The 13,070-nt window shown below is 64.7% G+C and carries 13 protein-coding genes; 9 read left to right on the top strand and 4 right to left on the bottom strand.

Annotated elements, in window-relative coordinates; genetic code table 11:
- Positions 1 to 78: 78 nt before the first annotated feature.
- Genes KHO18_RS08425 through KHO18_RS08415 form a run of 3 tightly spaced genes read right to left on the bottom strand, consistent with a single transcriptional unit; the run spans position 79 to position 4,367 of the window.
- On the bottom strand, positions 79 to 1,266 hold the full coding sequence (locus KHO18_RS08425; RefSeq protein WP_211942991.1) for an efflux RND transporter periplasmic adaptor subunit: 1,188 nt from the start codon (positions 1,264 to 1,266) through the stop codon (positions 79 to 81).
- A gap of 6 nt (positions 1,267 to 1,272) precedes the next feature.
- A complete protein-coding gene (locus tag KHO18_RS08420; protein ID WP_211942990.1) occupies positions 1,273 to 3,639 on the bottom strand; it encodes an ABC transporter permease in 2,367 nt (788 codons plus the stop codon).
- Positions 3,633 to 4,367, bottom strand: coding sequence for an ABC transporter ATP-binding protein (locus tag KHO18_RS08415; RefSeq protein WP_244844630.1), 735 nt, complete (start codon positions 4,365 to 4,367; stop codon positions 3,633 to 3,635). Before KHO18_RS08415 ends, KHO18_RS08420 begins: the two co-directional genes overlap by 7 nt.
- Positions 4,368 to 4,835: 468 nt before the next feature.
- Here KHO18_RS08415 and KHO18_RS08410 point away from each other — a divergent pair, with 468 nt between their 5' ends.
- The 3 genes from KHO18_RS08410 to KHO18_RS08400 all read left to right on the top strand — a co-directional run bounded on the left by KHO18_RS08410 (position 4,836) and on the right by KHO18_RS08400 (position 6,525).
- The gene (locus tag KHO18_RS08410; protein ID WP_144198758.1) at positions 4,836 to 5,324 is read left to right on the top strand and encodes a universal stress protein; all 489 of its coding nucleotides are present in this window, start codon (positions 4,836 to 4,838) and stop codon (positions 5,322 to 5,324) included.
- Between the two features lie 13 nt (positions 5,325 to 5,337).
- Positions 5,338 to 5,802: a CBS domain-containing protein gene (locus KHO18_RS08405; protein WP_144198756.1), complete on the top strand. Its 465-nt coding sequence runs from the start codon at positions 5,338 to 5,340 to the stop codon at positions 5,800 to 5,802.
- A 69-nt stretch (positions 5,803 to 5,871) separates the two neighbouring features.
- Entirely contained in the window at positions 5,872 to 6,525 is a 654-nt protein-coding gene (locus tag KHO18_RS08400) for a BON domain-containing protein (RefSeq protein WP_144198754.1), read from the top strand.
- A gap of 135 nt (positions 6,526 to 6,660) precedes the next feature.
- On the opposite strand, the gene KHO18_RS08395 is transcribed toward KHO18_RS08400, so the two are convergent.
- Positions 6,661 to 8,052: an aminotransferase-like domain-containing protein gene (locus KHO18_RS08395; protein ID WP_144198752.1), complete on the bottom strand. Its 1,392-nt coding sequence runs from the start codon at positions 8,050 to 8,052 to the stop codon at positions 6,661 to 6,663.
- Positions 8,053 to 8,456: 404 nt separating this feature from the next.
- Here KHO18_RS08395 and KHO18_RS08390 point away from each other — a divergent pair, with 404 nt between their 5' ends.
- From KHO18_RS08390 to KHO18_RS08365, 6 genes are read left to right on the top strand one after another with little or no spacing between them, the layout of a single operon-like run.
- Positions 8,457 to 8,939, top strand: a complete 483-nt coding sequence (locus KHO18_RS08390; protein WP_144198750.1) for an MSMEG_0572/Sll0783 family nitrogen starvation response protein — start codon at positions 8,457 to 8,459, stop codon at positions 8,937 to 8,939.
- A gap of 52 nt (positions 8,940 to 8,991) precedes the next feature.
- Complete coding sequence (locus tag KHO18_RS08385; RefSeq protein ID WP_144198748.1) at positions 8,992 to 10,008, top strand: Nit6803 family nitrilase; 1,017 nt, start codon at positions 8,992 to 8,994, stop codon at positions 10,006 to 10,008.
- Positions 10,001 to 11,080, top strand: a complete 1,080-nt coding sequence (locus tag KHO18_RS08380) for an MSMEG_0568 family radical SAM protein (RefSeq protein ID WP_144198746.1) — start codon at positions 10,001 to 10,003, stop codon at positions 11,078 to 11,080. Before KHO18_RS08385 ends, KHO18_RS08380 begins: the two co-directional genes overlap by 8 nt.
- Positions 11,077 to 11,631, top strand: coding sequence for an MSMEG_0567/Sll0786 family nitrogen starvation N-acetyltransferase (locus KHO18_RS08375; RefSeq protein ID WP_144198744.1), 555 nt, complete (start codon positions 11,077 to 11,079; stop codon positions 11,629 to 11,631). The genes KHO18_RS08380 and KHO18_RS08375 overlap by 4 nt, the downstream gene beginning before the upstream one ends.
- A complete protein-coding gene (locus KHO18_RS08370) occupies positions 11,628 to 12,653 on the top strand; it encodes a sll0787 family AIR synthase-like protein (protein ID WP_211942989.1) in 1,026 nt (341 codons plus the stop codon). The genes KHO18_RS08375 and KHO18_RS08370 overlap by 4 nt, the downstream gene beginning before the upstream one ends.
- 38 nt (positions 12,654 to 12,691) lie before the next feature.
- Positions 12,692 to 12,979, top strand: a complete 288-nt coding sequence (locus tag KHO18_RS08365; RefSeq protein WP_144198740.1) for an MSMEG_0570 family nitrogen starvation response protein — start codon at positions 12,692 to 12,694, stop codon at positions 12,977 to 12,979.
- Positions 12,980 to 13,070 lie beyond the last annotated feature (91 nt).

Genomic DNA, 13,070 nt, shown 5'->3' with positions numbered 1-13,070 from the left:
TAGGCCATCAAGGCGACCGAGGCTCCACGTCACATGTGGTGACTGCAACGGCTTCCTTTTGGGGCGGGACCTGCCCAATTATTGAGCCTTTCGTCTGGTCACACGCTGGCCGTCCGCCAGGCTGTTCGACGGATATCGAACCATCTGAAGGCCCTCTGGCAGTGGGTCGAGCAATTCGACTTCCTCGGCATTCCTGTGGCCAACGCGAACTTCTTGCCGTACCGCGCGACCATTTACGATTGCGAACACGCACCAGCGCGCCGTGTCACATCGAAAGACCGCACTGATCGGGATCTTGAGCACATCGTCTGCTCGCCAAAGGCGGATCCTCGCGATCACGCGAAAGCCATCGCCAAGCTGCGCAGGGGGCTCGATCAGGTCGATCATCACATGGGTCCGCTTTTCCTCGATACCAAGGACCGAGATCTTGGTGAAGGCATGCGGCGCGACAAGCCGCACGATGCCACGGATCTGCGCGTCGCCGCCCCAGCCGTCAATATGCACCGGCATCGCGGTTTGCACCTTCACGGCTTCAGTAGACAGCAACTCCGCCACAACCTCCAGGTCGTGCGTGTCGCTGACCGTTAGCAACGCCGTGCCTGCACTCACGATACGCTCGCTGCGTTCGGGCAGTTCCAGCACCGCCCCGGCGACTGGCGCCGTCACCGCAACCAAGGGGGGGGACTCGCCCTTGAGCGCACGCAAGGCGACCATGCCGGCCTCGGCCACCCGGACCTCCTCTTGCGCCGCGCTGGCCCGTGCCTGCGCCGCCGCCAGCTCGTTTCCCGCGGTGATGCCAAGGTTGGCGGCCTGCTCGCCCGCTTGTGGCGACAGGAAGCGCTCGCGCACCAGACGCTCGATCCGCTGCCGCTCGCGTTGTGCTTGCGCGTAATCCTCGGCAGCGTGCCGGACCCGCTCCAGCGCTTCGCGGTGCATCGCCCGCGCCGCGGCCACTCGTGCCCGGACCTCTTCCTGCTCCTGCGCGCTCAGCGGCAATGGCGCCAGTTCGGCGATGACCTGTCCGGCTTCGACAAGGTCCCCTTCGCGCAGCCCGATGCGCATCAGTCTGCCGCTGACCGGCGCCGTAACGACAAAGCGCTCTTTGCTTCGGGTTTCGCCCTCCTCGCTGATCGTGATCTCGAGCGCACCGCGTATGGCTTGAACGGTGTCGACCGCCAACGGCGCGGGCTTCAGCAGATAGGCGGATCCAGCGATCAATCCGATTCCGGCAAGGACGATGGCGGCGGTGCCGCCCGAGAGGCGCATGGCGTGCTACTCCCGCGTCTTCAGCACCGCGACCAGGTCAAGGTGCCTGAGGCGTTGCAAGACGAGGAGCCCCGCCACGAGCGCGGCGCACGCGGCGGGCACCATGGCAAAGACAAGCGTGACCCGCTCCAGCACAAGAGGAATCCGGAAGGCATCACGGTCGAATACTGGCACCAGCAGTGCGCAGAGACCATAGCCTACGGCGATGCCGAGGGGCAATGCCGCAGCCGTCAGCAGCGCCTGTTCGCCGATCAGAATGGTTGCCACCTCGCGAAGGGAGAAGCCCAGGACGCGCAGGCTTGCCAATTCATTGCCACGCTCTGAGAGCGCAATGCGGATATTGTTATAGACCACGCCAGCGACGATGACCGAGGCGAAGCCCGCCAGGACCAGGCTCGAAATGACGAAGGTGCGATCGAGCGTATTGCCGATCGACTCCAACACCGCTCGGCGCACAATGACGGAGCTGATCGCCGGCAGCCGCTTGAGCCTGCTGTACAACGACTCCGCCATCTGCGTGTCGATGCGCAAATGGACGCCACTGATGGCGGGACTCTCGCCGAGGTACCGCGACAACGCGAGCCGGTCCACATAGGCGCCAAGGCCAAGCAGATCGTCAACGGTGGCCGTCACGGGCAGGCTGAAGGTGTTGCGCCGCCCTTCCATCAACGTTACCTCCACCCGATCGCCAACGTGCAGGTGCAAGGTCGCTGCCAGCCTCGCCGAGATGACAAGTCCATCCGCATTCACTTGATGGCGCCCCGTGGTATGGCCCACGACCTCGTGCAACACCGAATCGGCATCAAGGCCCGTGAGTTCCACCCGCTTCGCGCGGTGGCCGTGGCGTAACCAGACCGGGGCCACCCGAAAGCCTTCGACTCGCAGGATGCCGGGCAGCTGCACGACATCGAAGACGGCGCCGGCCGGCTGGGCGTCAGTGAAGATCAGCGTCACGTCGTCGTGCTGGACCCGACCGAACTGCAAGGCAAGAATCTCGTTGACACCGTCAAGGCCGAATCTGCCGACCACCATGAGCCCGACGGCCAGGGCGATCCCCATCATCGAAAGCAAGGCCTTGCCCGGCCGCCGGGCAAGATTGCGGAGGATCAGGCGTAACGGGATGGGCATCGCGCGCAGCAGCCCGATACGATCCAGCAGGCCCGCGCGGAAGCCAGCGGGCAGTTCCGGGCGCATGGCTTCGGCAGGTGGCAACCTGGCCGCGCGCCACACGGCGGCGCCGGCCCCCACCATCGCCGCCGCCGTGCTTGCCAGCACGGCCAGCACGAGTGCGCGCGGGCTAAGCACGGCCTGCAGTTGCGGAAAGTGGAAGTACTGGCGGTACAGGGCAACCATCAGCTGCCCGAAGTAGTGGCCTGCCGGAATCCCGGCCGCAATGCCGACCCCAACGGTGGCGAGCCCGAAGCGAAGGTACTGGAGGGCGACAGCACGGCCACTGTAGCCGAACGCCTTGAGCAAGCCGATCTCGGCGCGCTGAACGGTCACAAGTCGGCTCAGCAGCGCGTACAGGAGGAATGAAGATACCGCGAGAAACAAGGCCGGCACATATGTGGCGGTGATGCCAATCTCACCCAGTTCGTCGGTCAGGAACCGATGCGAAAGCTGATCCTCCCTGCCGTAGGCGCCGAGGCTGCCATAGCGCGCCAGCAGGCGGTCGAGCGGGCCGATCACCTGGCGCGGATCGACCTTTGCGTCGAGGGTCAGCGCCACATCGTTGAACGCGCCCTCCATGCCGAATGCCGATGCCAGCGCATCCCGGCCCATCCACAGCACGCCGAAGCGACGGTTATCCGGAAACACCATGCCATGACCCACTTCGTAGACATACTCAGGCGACATTCCGATGCCGACCACCTGCAATTGCCGTGCGCGCCCGTTGAGGACAGCGGTCACGCGGGAGCCCACCTTCAGGCCATTCGCTGCGGCAAAAACCGCGCTGGCTACGACCTCGTCTTCCCGGGCATGGCTGGGATAGTTGCCGTACAAGAGGAAGAGCGCGTTTGCGACCGGCATGCCGATGGCCGGCAAGGACACCAGCCGAAGGGTGGCGGGCTCGCTGAACCCTGGCACATCGCCCGTCACGTCCCGAACGATTCGCGTCTCGACGCCCCTGACGCCGGGCAAGGCGCGAATCTCATCGGCGACACCTGCCGGCGCACGCTTGAGACTGGCAAACACATCAGCAAAGCGGTGGCTGACGTAGTAGCGCTCCTGCGCAATCACCAGCGACTCCCAGGAACCTTGCATCCCGACCAGGACGGTGATGCCACAGGCAACCACGAGTGCAGCGGCGAGCACCTGCCCGCGCAGCCGCCACAGGTCGCGCCCCAGCATTTTCGATCGCGCGCTCACCATGACAGCTCCGAGGGGCGTGCGCGCGCGACATGGCGCTCGATGCCGAGGATTGCCCCGCTGCTGATATGCACCACGCGGTCGGCCATCGCCGAGATCGCTGCGTTGTGCGTAATGACGACAGTAATGGCGCCAAGTTCGCGGTTCACCTGCTCAAGCACGTCGAGCACCAGCTTTCCCGTGCTGTAGTCGAGCGCGCCGGTTGGTTCGTCGCACAGCAGGATGTCGGGGCGCTTGGCCACGGCGCGCGCGATGGCTACACGCTGTTGCTCTCCGCCGGAGAGTTGTGCCGGAAAGTGATCCTTACGCTGCGCCAGGCCGACCATGCCAAGCGCGCGGAGCGGCTCCACCGGGTGCAGGGCGATCTCCGTGACGAGAGCGACGTTTTCCAGCGCAGTAAGACTCGGGATCAGGTTATAGAACTGGAAGACAAAGCCGACATGCTCGCGTCGGTAGCGGGTCAGGCCCGCATCGTCGGCGTCGGTAAGGTTGTGATCGCGGTACACCACCGTCCCGATGCTGGGCCGGTCCAAGCCGCCGAGGATATTGAGCAGCGTAGACTTCCCGCTTCCCGATGCACCCAGCAGGACCACGAACTCGCCACCGTACAGGTCGAGGTCCACACCGGCAAGTGCGCGGACCTGGATTTCACCCATGTCGTAGGTCTTGCCGACGTTTCGCAGTCGAAACAGCGCCTCCCGGCCGTTCGCCGCGTCGCTGATGCGCTCCATTGCACCGCCGCTTAGCTGGAGGCCGATGCGTTGATCGCCAGGACAATGTCTTCCATTACATCCTCCGCATGTCTGTCGCTTCAATGAAACGTCACGGGTATGGATCGCTATTCCGGCTGTGACATGACGCACTCGCGCAGCCGTTGCGCACTTCTAACGTATATGCGTCGCGCGAGCGGGCCTTGATACACGTCAGGTTTTGCAGCAGCGGCCGAAAGTGGCGCGGCGATTCGCGGAGATCTGCAGGTGAGTCCTCCGACCCGGCTTGAGAAGCCTTGATGTAGATCAGTCTGCGGTCCAAGTGTCCTTCTATATTGGCTTGGCAACCGCAGCACCCGACTGCCCCATCGACCCACCATCCCGACGATGGCGTGGGCTCGGCAGGCCGGCCCCGGAAACACCGCGACGAATGATGATTTGGCGCATGGGGGGCACTGTGGTTCCCGGTTTGGCGGAGGAGTAGCGGCCATGTACCGACATGTTCTGGTGGCAATCGACGAAAGCCAGTGTGCGCGTTGCGCGCTCGACGAGGCGATCCGGCTTGCGTTCTGTTGCGGGGCGCGGCTGGAGATCCTGCACGTCATCAACTACGCATACCTGCAGTACGAGACCGGCTACGGCCTGCGCGCCGATGTCAGCCCGGCGCTGGTGGCGGCCGGCAACGATCTATTGCGCGATGCCGCCGGCGTAGCCGACGCGGCCGGCGTGCGCCATGTGGAGACGCTGATTGACGAGATCCTCAACATGGGCGACGTGGCGGGACTTGTCGAGAAGTACGTGCGTTCATCGCGTCCGGACCTGGTGGTGGTCGGCACGCATGGCCGGCACGGCCTCAGGCGCGTATTGCTGGGCAGCGTGGCAGAAGCGCTCGCGCGTCATTGCACGGTGCCGGTGCTCCTGGTGCACGAGGTATCCCACGAAACGGCGGCACCGGCCCCATCTCGCGCCACACTTTAAAAGGAGTGACATCATGAATATTCAGGACATCTGTTCACGCGAAGCCGTGCACATTCCATCCGATTGCAGCCTGCAGGAGGCGGCGGTGCAGATGCGTGACAAGCACGTCGGAAGCCTGGTGGTGACCGACAGCACGCCGGCCGGCGAGCGCGTGGTGGGCATCCTGACGGACCGTGACATCGTGCTCGCTGGCGCCGCGATGGGTGCGGACCCGTGCCTGGCGCGCGTGATCGATGCGATGACGCCCGGTCTGGTGACGATCCACAGCCAGGCGACGATCCAGGATGCGATGCAGCTGATGCTATCGCATGGCGTACGCCGGCTCGGCGTGCTCGACGGCGATGCGTTGACCGGCGTGGTCTCGCTCGATGATCTGCTCGGCGCAATCGCGGCAGACTGGAGCATGCTGGCCGCGCTCGTGCGCAATGAACAGGAGCGTGAGCGTTCGGGATACGTGCAGCCGCCGCTGCGCGTGTAGTGGCGCGCTGGGGGTACCGCCAGGTAGTGGCGCCGGGTTGAAAATGGCAACGACACAGGGGAGTCAGGCATGAAAGACGATACGCAACTCAAGGAGAGTGTTCTGGAGGAACTGGAATGGGAGCCCTCAGTCGATGCTGCCGGCATCGGCGTGCAGGTGCGCGACGGCGTGGTAACGCTGACCGGGCACCTGGCGAGTTTTGCCGAGAAGAATGCGGCGGAAGAAGCGATACGGCGCATCCCGGGCGTGAAGGCGCTCGCTGTGGAGATCGACGTGCGACTGCCCGCCGATGCGGCGCGTACCGATGGCGATATCGCGCGGGCGGTGGCCAATGTGCTGGCGTGGAATACGTTCGTTCCGGTTGATCGCGTTCAGGTGACGGTGGAGCAGGGCGTAGTCCGGCTCACTGGAACCGTGGACTGGAACTACCAGCGCATGGCCGCGGAACGCGCGGTGTCGGGATTGCTCGGTGTGAAGAACGTGATCAACGCGATCAGCACCCGCCCGCAGGCAAGCCGGGAGGACCTCAGTGCGCGCATCAAGGCCGCCATCGAGCGCCAGGCGGTAAACGATGCCGCGCAGGTGACGGTGGCCGTCGCAGGTGCCGTGGTCACCCTGGGTGGCAGCCTGCGCACGTGGGCCGAGCGCGAGGCCGCGATGAACGCAGCGTGGTCGGCGCCAGGTGTGAGCTCGGTGGTCAACAACATCCGCGTGAATCTGTAGGCGGTGACAAGCGTTGGCAGGTCCTGCCGACGCTTGTGAATTCATGCACCACCGCTCGATGCACGACCGATCGATTCACCGATGAATTGGCCGGCCGGCCTGTGCCGGCGCCGGGAAGACCCTGGAGACTGGACTTCAAAGCATCGCCGAATGCAGGTGATGCGGGTCGTCCAGCGTGTCCACCACAATCCGCAGTGATTCCTCGATTTCATCACGATCGCCCGGGCCACCGAGGCAGAGACGGATCGCATCGGGAGGGTTGCCGTCCGTGGAAAACGCTACGCTCGACACCGCGCCAATGCTACGCGAGCGTAGGTGCAGCGCAAGCTCGGACGGGGTCCATGCGCTTGCCGCAGGAATGGGTAGCCACAGATGGAACCCGTTCGGATCGGCCTCGAAGCGCCGCTCGCCGAGTACCTCACGTGCAATCGCCTGGCGCGCCACATTCTCGGCCCGCAACGCCTTGAGCATGTCGTCCACCGTCCCATCCTGGATCCAAGCCGTGGCCAGCAGCGTGTTGAACGGGCTCGCCATCACCGTGGTGGCACGCAGTGTGCCGGCGAGCCGCTGCGTCTGGCGCGGCGTCGGTGCGTGGATGAGCGCGATCCGTAGCCCGGCGCCAAAGCACTTGGACAAGCCGGTCACGTAGTACGTGAGCTCCGGCGCCAATGTAGCGAACGCGTCCGGTCCGTTCGGCGGCAGCATTCCGTACGCATCGTCCTCAATGATCGGCACGCTGTAGCGCAGGGCGACATCGGCCAGCAGTTCGCGCCGTGCCTGCGGTACGGTGCGCGTGCCGGGATTCTGGATGGTCGGGTTGCAATAGAACGCGCAGGGCTTCTGCGACTTGCACAGCAACTCGAACGCAGTTGGAAGCGGCCCGTCCTCGTCACCGGGCAATGCCTGCAGATGCACGCCGAGCTGCGCGGCGATTGCCTTGATACCGGGATAAGCAAGCGTATCCACGCAGATCGGCTGGCCCGGCCGCGCAAGCTGTGAAAGCAATGCCACCAGCGCACTATGGATGCCTGGTGTGATGAGCACCGTCTCCGGGCGACACGCGGGAACCAACCGTTTGAGCCAGCGCGTAGCCACCGCCCGGTCGGCGGGCGTGCCGCCGAAGTCCTGATAGCGCAGAAGGGTGTAAGGGTCGGCCGCTCCCATCAACTGCGCAGCCGATTCGCGCAGCCGCGCCGCCATGCTCGCCGGCTCGGGCGGATTGTTCATGGTCATTTCGGCGCCGGTGCCCCCGCGCAATGGCATGGACGGTGCGCGGCCTCGTACAAAGGTACCACTGCCGGCCTTGGTATCGATCAGGCCGCGCTTGCGCGCCTCGTTATAGCCGCGCGCCACGGTCGTGTAGTTGAGCCGTAGCGCATTGGCCAGATCGCGTAACGCCGGAAGCCGGTCGCGCGCTTGCAGACGCCCGCTCTGTAATGCTTCTTCGATCAGGTCGGGAATCATCAGGTACGCCGGCTTGGCGCTTTCTGCGATGCATTTCTCCCAGTGCATGGTGAGGGCTGACAACGGTGGCTCCGGTGAATCGATCACTGTCCGACGGTGTTCGATTGAATGCATAAATCGTGCCCTATTGATCGCATCGGATCCGTTCATTGATGGTGCGAAGCTACCCCGATCCGGCACGGATTGTGTGCATGCCATCGCCAGATTCCACGGAACCGTGCATGCGGACTGCTTGCACAGGGTGGCGCTGAAGCCACACGCCAGCACGATCTCGGCATGCTTCGCATCCGATCATTGATGCGATCAACTCGGGCTTTCCTGCTTGATCGGCAATTGATCGCATGGCCACCCGCGCCGATGGGCATATCGATTGCACAAGCTCCTCCATCGGCCGCCCCTGAGCCGATCGATTGATCGTCAGGCCATCGCATCGATTGATCGACCAACCCAACGAAATGGAGTCATGCATGCCCGCAGTCAACAAGCCCGCACACAAGAAAGGCGACTTCCTGGTCGACTACGAGGAGAAGGTGTTCGAAGACGTGAAGGCCGAGCCGGGCCAGAAGGCGCTCGTCACGTTCCATACGGTGGCGTTCGAAGGATCCATTGGCTTCGTCAACATGCTTCAGGCCACGCGACTGCAACGCAAGGGATTCGAGACGTCGATTCTGCTCTATGGGCCCGGCGTCACGCTCGGGCTGCAACGCGGATTCCCCACGCTCGGCGACGAAGCGTTCCCGGGGCACCTGAACTTCAACAACCAACTGACCAAGTTCATGGCCGAAGGCGGCAAGGTCTATGCATGCCGCTTCGCACTGCAAGCGCTGTACGGCCACGGGGAGGCATCGCTCATCGAGGGTGTGCGCCCGATCAACCCGCTCGACGTGCTGGATCTGAAGCTGCTGCACGTACGCGACAACGCCGTGATCATCGACACCTGGACCGTCTGAGCACCACCGCGAGCACCACCGCCACATCAAGCCAAACGGAACAGGTATCGCCATGTCACAGAAACGCATCGTGCGGGCCGCCGCCGTCCAGATCTCGCCCGATCTGGAGAGCGGCGCCGGGACGCTCGCCAAAGTCTGCGAGGCCATCGACAACGCCGCCCGCGAGGGCGTGCAGCTGATAGTCTTCCCGGAAACGTTCGTCCCCTACTACCCGTACTTCTCCTTCGTGCGGCCGCCGGTGCAATCTGGCGCTGATCATATGCGGCTGTACGACCAGGCCGTGGTGGTACCTGGCCCCGTTACCCATGCCGTGGCCGAGCGCGCGCGCAGACACACCATGGTGGTGGTGCTCGGCGTGAACGAGCGCGACCACGGCAGTCTTTACAACACGCAGCTTATCTTTGATACAGATGGCAAGCTCGCGGTAAAGCGCCGCAAGATCACACCCACGTTCCACGAGCGGATGATCTGGGGCCAAGGTGACGCTGCAGGCCTGAAGGTGGCCGACACCACCATCGGCCGAGTCGGCGCGCTTGCCTGCTGGGAGCACTACAACCCGCTGGCACGTTACGCGCTGATGACCCAGCACGAGGAAATCCATTGCAGCCAGTTCCCGGGCTCGCTGGTCGGCCCGATCTTCGCCGAGCAGATCGACGTGACCATCCGTCATCACGCGCTCGAGTCGGGTTGCTTCGTTGTCAACGCCACGGGCTGGCTGACGGAGAGCCAGATCGCCTCGGTTACCACCGACCCCGTGCTGCAGAAGGCGCTGCGTGGTGGCTGCAACACAGCCATCGTCTCGCCGGAGGGCCAGCACCTGGCCACACCACTGCGCGAGGGCGAAGGCATGGTCATCGCCGATCTCGACATGTCGCTGATCACCAAGCGCAAGCGCATGATGGACTCGGTGGGCCACTATGCACGCCCGGAACTGCTTAGCCTTGCCATCAACGACCGTCCGGCAGTCACAGCATCGCCGATGGCAGCCGCCTCTACCAACATCAACGGGAGCACCCAACATGCACTCCAGCGAGACGACGCCGGCCTCGATCCGGCAGTTGATGACTGAACTTCAATCGGTCGGGATGCGTCTGGATGATCCGCGCGCGGGGGCCGCGAGCCGCCGCGGCGGGGCGGGGCCATCGGACCACAAGGCGGTGACCATCGATGGCGTGACAATCATGGTGCCGGTACACACCAACACCGCATGGCACTCGCCGTTTGCTGCGTCGGCGCCCGACGCGCACGGCACGGTCAAGCTATCGCGCGGCACGATACCCATCGCCAGCATCAGTTTTCCGAAGACCCCGCGCTTCTACGCGATGCAGACGCTGGACGGCGTGCCGTACTCCCATATCGCCACGCTGCATGGGGCCGATGTGCTGGCCACCACGGTGCTGCAGACCTGCATCCGGTACGAGAGTCGGAAGAAGACCTGCAAGTTCTGTTCAATCGGACAGTCGCTGGCGGCAGGCCGCACGGTTGCACACAAGACGCCACAGCAACTGGCCGAAGTTGCGCGCGCGGCCGTGCTGCTCGACGGCGTGAAGCACATGGTGCTCACCACGGGGACGCCTCCCACGCCCGATCGCGGTGCCGCCATCCTATGCGACAGCGCGTTCGCGATCCGTGCGGCAGTGGACTTGCCGATTCAGGCGCAGTGCGAGCCGCCCGACGATGACCGCTGGTTCAGCCGCATGCGGGCGGCGGGGATCGACACGCTCGGCATGCACCTGGAAGTGGTCACGCCGACGGTGCGCGAACGCATCATGCCCGGCAAGGCCTCTGTTCCCATCAGCCGCTACATGGAGGCGTTCAAGGCGGCGGTGGCCGTGTTCGGCCGCGGCCAGGTCAGTACCTACATCCTAGCGGGGCTCGGCGATACGGCCGAGGCCATTCTTTCCATCTCGCGCGAACTCGTCGACATCGGCGTCTATCCGTTCGTGGTGCCGTTCGTGCCCATCTCTGGCACGCCCCTCGAAGACCATCCAGCGCCTACACCCGAATTCATGAAGTCGGTGCTGCAGCCACTGGGCGCCATGGTGAGCGCCGGCGGCATCCGATCGGCCGACATCAAGGCCGGTTGCGGCAAGTGCGGCGCGTGCTCGTCGTTGTCATCCTACGAGGACCTCGCCGCATGAAAACCGAGCTTTGCATCGAGGTGCCGGTGGCCCCGACATTTCGCGTCCGCTGGGCGGAGGCACCCTGGGAAGTCGAGCAGGCCTATCGGCTGAGGCGCACGGTGTTCTGCGACGAGCAGGGCATCTTCAGTGGCGACGACCGCGACGTCGTGGACGATGTCGCGCAACCGCTTGTGGCCGTGCTGCACCATCCCGACGATGCCGACAACCCCGGGACCGTGGTCGGCACGGTACGCATCCACGAGAGCGAGCCGAGCGTGTGGTTTGGATCCCGGCTCGCCGTACACGACGCGTTTCGTGGCCACAGCAGGATCGGCGCCACGCTGATCCGCCTGGCTGTGAGCAGCGCCCACGCGCTTGGCTGCCGCCGCTTCCTGGCACACGTCCAAAGCCAGAATGTGCCGTTATTCCGGCGCTTGCACTGGAGCGTGCTGTCGGAGGAAACGATGCTCGGGCGCCCGCATCATCTGATGCAGGCCGACCTCAATCATTACCCGCCGTGCCATACGCCGTGCACGGGCTTTATCGTCGAAGGCAGGGCCCGGCAATGACAGATCAGGCATTGGATCTCGACCTCGGCCGGTTGGTCGAGTCGCTGCGTGCCAGCCGCGGATTCGCACACAAGACTGACATTGCCGGCATGCTGTCGTCATTGGGCCGCGCCTTGCCCAACGGCACCGAAGACCTCGGTCAGGCCGTGGCCATTGGCGACGACTGTGCCGCCATTGCCGACGCGGACGGCTACCTGCTGTTCGCCATCGAGGGCATGGTGAGCGATTTCGTCGAATCGATGCCCTGGTTCGCTGGCTACAGCGCCGTCATGGTGAATGTCAGCGACGTGTACGCGATGGGCGGCCGGCCGCTGGCTGTGGTCGATGCGATCTGGAGCGAAGGCCTGGACAATGCGGCGGAGATCCTCGCAGGCATGGCTGCGGCGTCGGCCGCCTATGGCGTGCCCATTGTTGGCGGCCACAGCAATGCGCGCAGCGACCGTGCACAACTGGCAGTGGCCATTCTCGGCCGCGCGCGCCAACTGCTGTCCAGCTTCGCCGCGCGCCCCGGCCAACGTCTGCTGATGGCGGTAGATCTGCGCGGCGCGTTTGCCGAGCCTTATCCCTTCTGGAATGCGTCGACGACGGCGCCAGCTGGCCGCCTGCGTGCGGATCTGGAGGTACTTCCAGCGCTGGCCGAGGAAGGGCTTTGCGACGCAGCCAAGGACATCAGCATGGCAGGCACCCTTGGCACAGCGCTGATGCTGCTGGAATGCTCGGGGGTAGGCGCGAACATCGATCTGGGTGCGATCCCGCTGCCGCTCGGCGTGCCCCTGGCGCGCTGGCTGACGGCGTTCCCAAGCTTCGGCTACCTACTGGCTGTGGACGAGGCGCACGTGCCGGCAGTCCTGATGCGCTTCCAGGATCGGGACATCGCCTGTGCCGAGATCGGGACGATCGACGACACACGCCTGGTCAACATCCGCGCAGGCACTGGCTCCATGGCACAGCGCGCTGTGCTTTGGGACTTTGCAGGCGACCCATTTATCGTGCCACGTGAAGCCGAACCCACGGGCGCCTGACGCCCGCCACGACCGACACCCATCCGTAAGACCCTCACATGCCAGTCACCTATTTCCGCGTCCGTTGGCCCGACCTGACGGAGTCGAACTGCTACTCGCCATCCTCGGTGGTCACTGATTACTTCGACGCGGGCCAGGACTATCCGCTCGACGAATTCATGAGGCGGGCGCGCCTGGCGCTGAGCGAGGCTTCGGAGCGCGTGCGCGCCAAGTACGGCTATGCATGCACCGCCGCCATGGCCGAGCTGGAAGCGATGGAAAGCACTGCGCGACGATGGCAGGCTGCTCCGGGCGCCAGCGTGCGATTGATCGGCTTTGATTGCTAGGTGACCGCGTCCGTCCGCCGGGGCGCCATCGCCAACGCCAGCGCCGAGGCCAACGCCAGCGCAGTGAGCGAAAAGACATCCACAACCACGC

The organism is Cupriavidus campinensis, from assembly GCF_905397395.1.
In the GTDB taxonomy this organism is placed as follows: Bacteria; Pseudomonadota; Gammaproteobacteria; order Burkholderiales; family Burkholderiaceae; genus Cupriavidus; species Cupriavidus campinensis.
This window is presented reverse-complemented; position numbering and strand designations above follow the sequence as displayed.

Coding starts and splice junctions, on each gene's coding strand:
- KHO18_RS08425 (WP_211942991.1), bottom strand. CDS start 1,266: ATGCGCCTCTCGGGCGGCACCGCCGCCATCGTCCTTGCCGGAATCGGA.
- KHO18_RS08420 (WP_211942990.1), bottom strand. CDS start 3,639: ATGGTGAGCGCGCGATCGAAAATGCTGGGGCGCGACCTGTGGCGGCTG.
- KHO18_RS08415 (WP_244844630.1), bottom strand. CDS start 4,367: ATGGAGCGCATCAGCGACGCGGCGAACGGCCGGGAGGCGCTGTTTCGA.
- KHO18_RS08410 (WP_144198758.1), top strand. CDS start 4,836: ATGTACCGACATGTTCTGGTGGCAATCGACGAAAGCCAGTGTGCGCGT.
- KHO18_RS08405 (WP_144198756.1), top strand. CDS start 5,338: ATGAATATTCAGGACATCTGTTCACGCGAAGCCGTGCACATTCCATCC.
- KHO18_RS08400 (WP_144198754.1), top strand. CDS start 5,872: ATGAAAGACGATACGCAACTCAAGGAGAGTGTTCTGGAGGAACTGGAA.
- KHO18_RS08390 (WP_144198750.1), top strand. CDS start 8,457: ATGCCCGCAGTCAACAAGCCCGCACACAAGAAAGGCGACTTCCTGGTC.
- KHO18_RS08385 (WP_144198748.1), top strand. CDS start 8,992: ATGTCACAGAAACGCATCGTGCGGGCCGCCGCCGTCCAGATCTCGCCC.
- KHO18_RS08380 (WP_144198746.1), top strand. CDS start 10,001: ATGACTGAACTTCAATCGGTCGGGATGCGTCTGGATGATCCGCGCGCG.
- KHO18_RS08375 (WP_144198744.1), top strand. CDS start 11,077: ATGAAAACCGAGCTTTGCATCGAGGTGCCGGTGGCCCCGACATTTCGC.
- KHO18_RS08370 (WP_211942989.1), top strand. CDS start 11,628: ATGACAGATCAGGCATTGGATCTCGACCTCGGCCGGTTGGTCGAGTCG.
- KHO18_RS08365 (WP_144198740.1), top strand. CDS start 12,692: ATGCCAGTCACCTATTTCCGCGTCCGTTGGCCCGACCTGACGGAGTCG.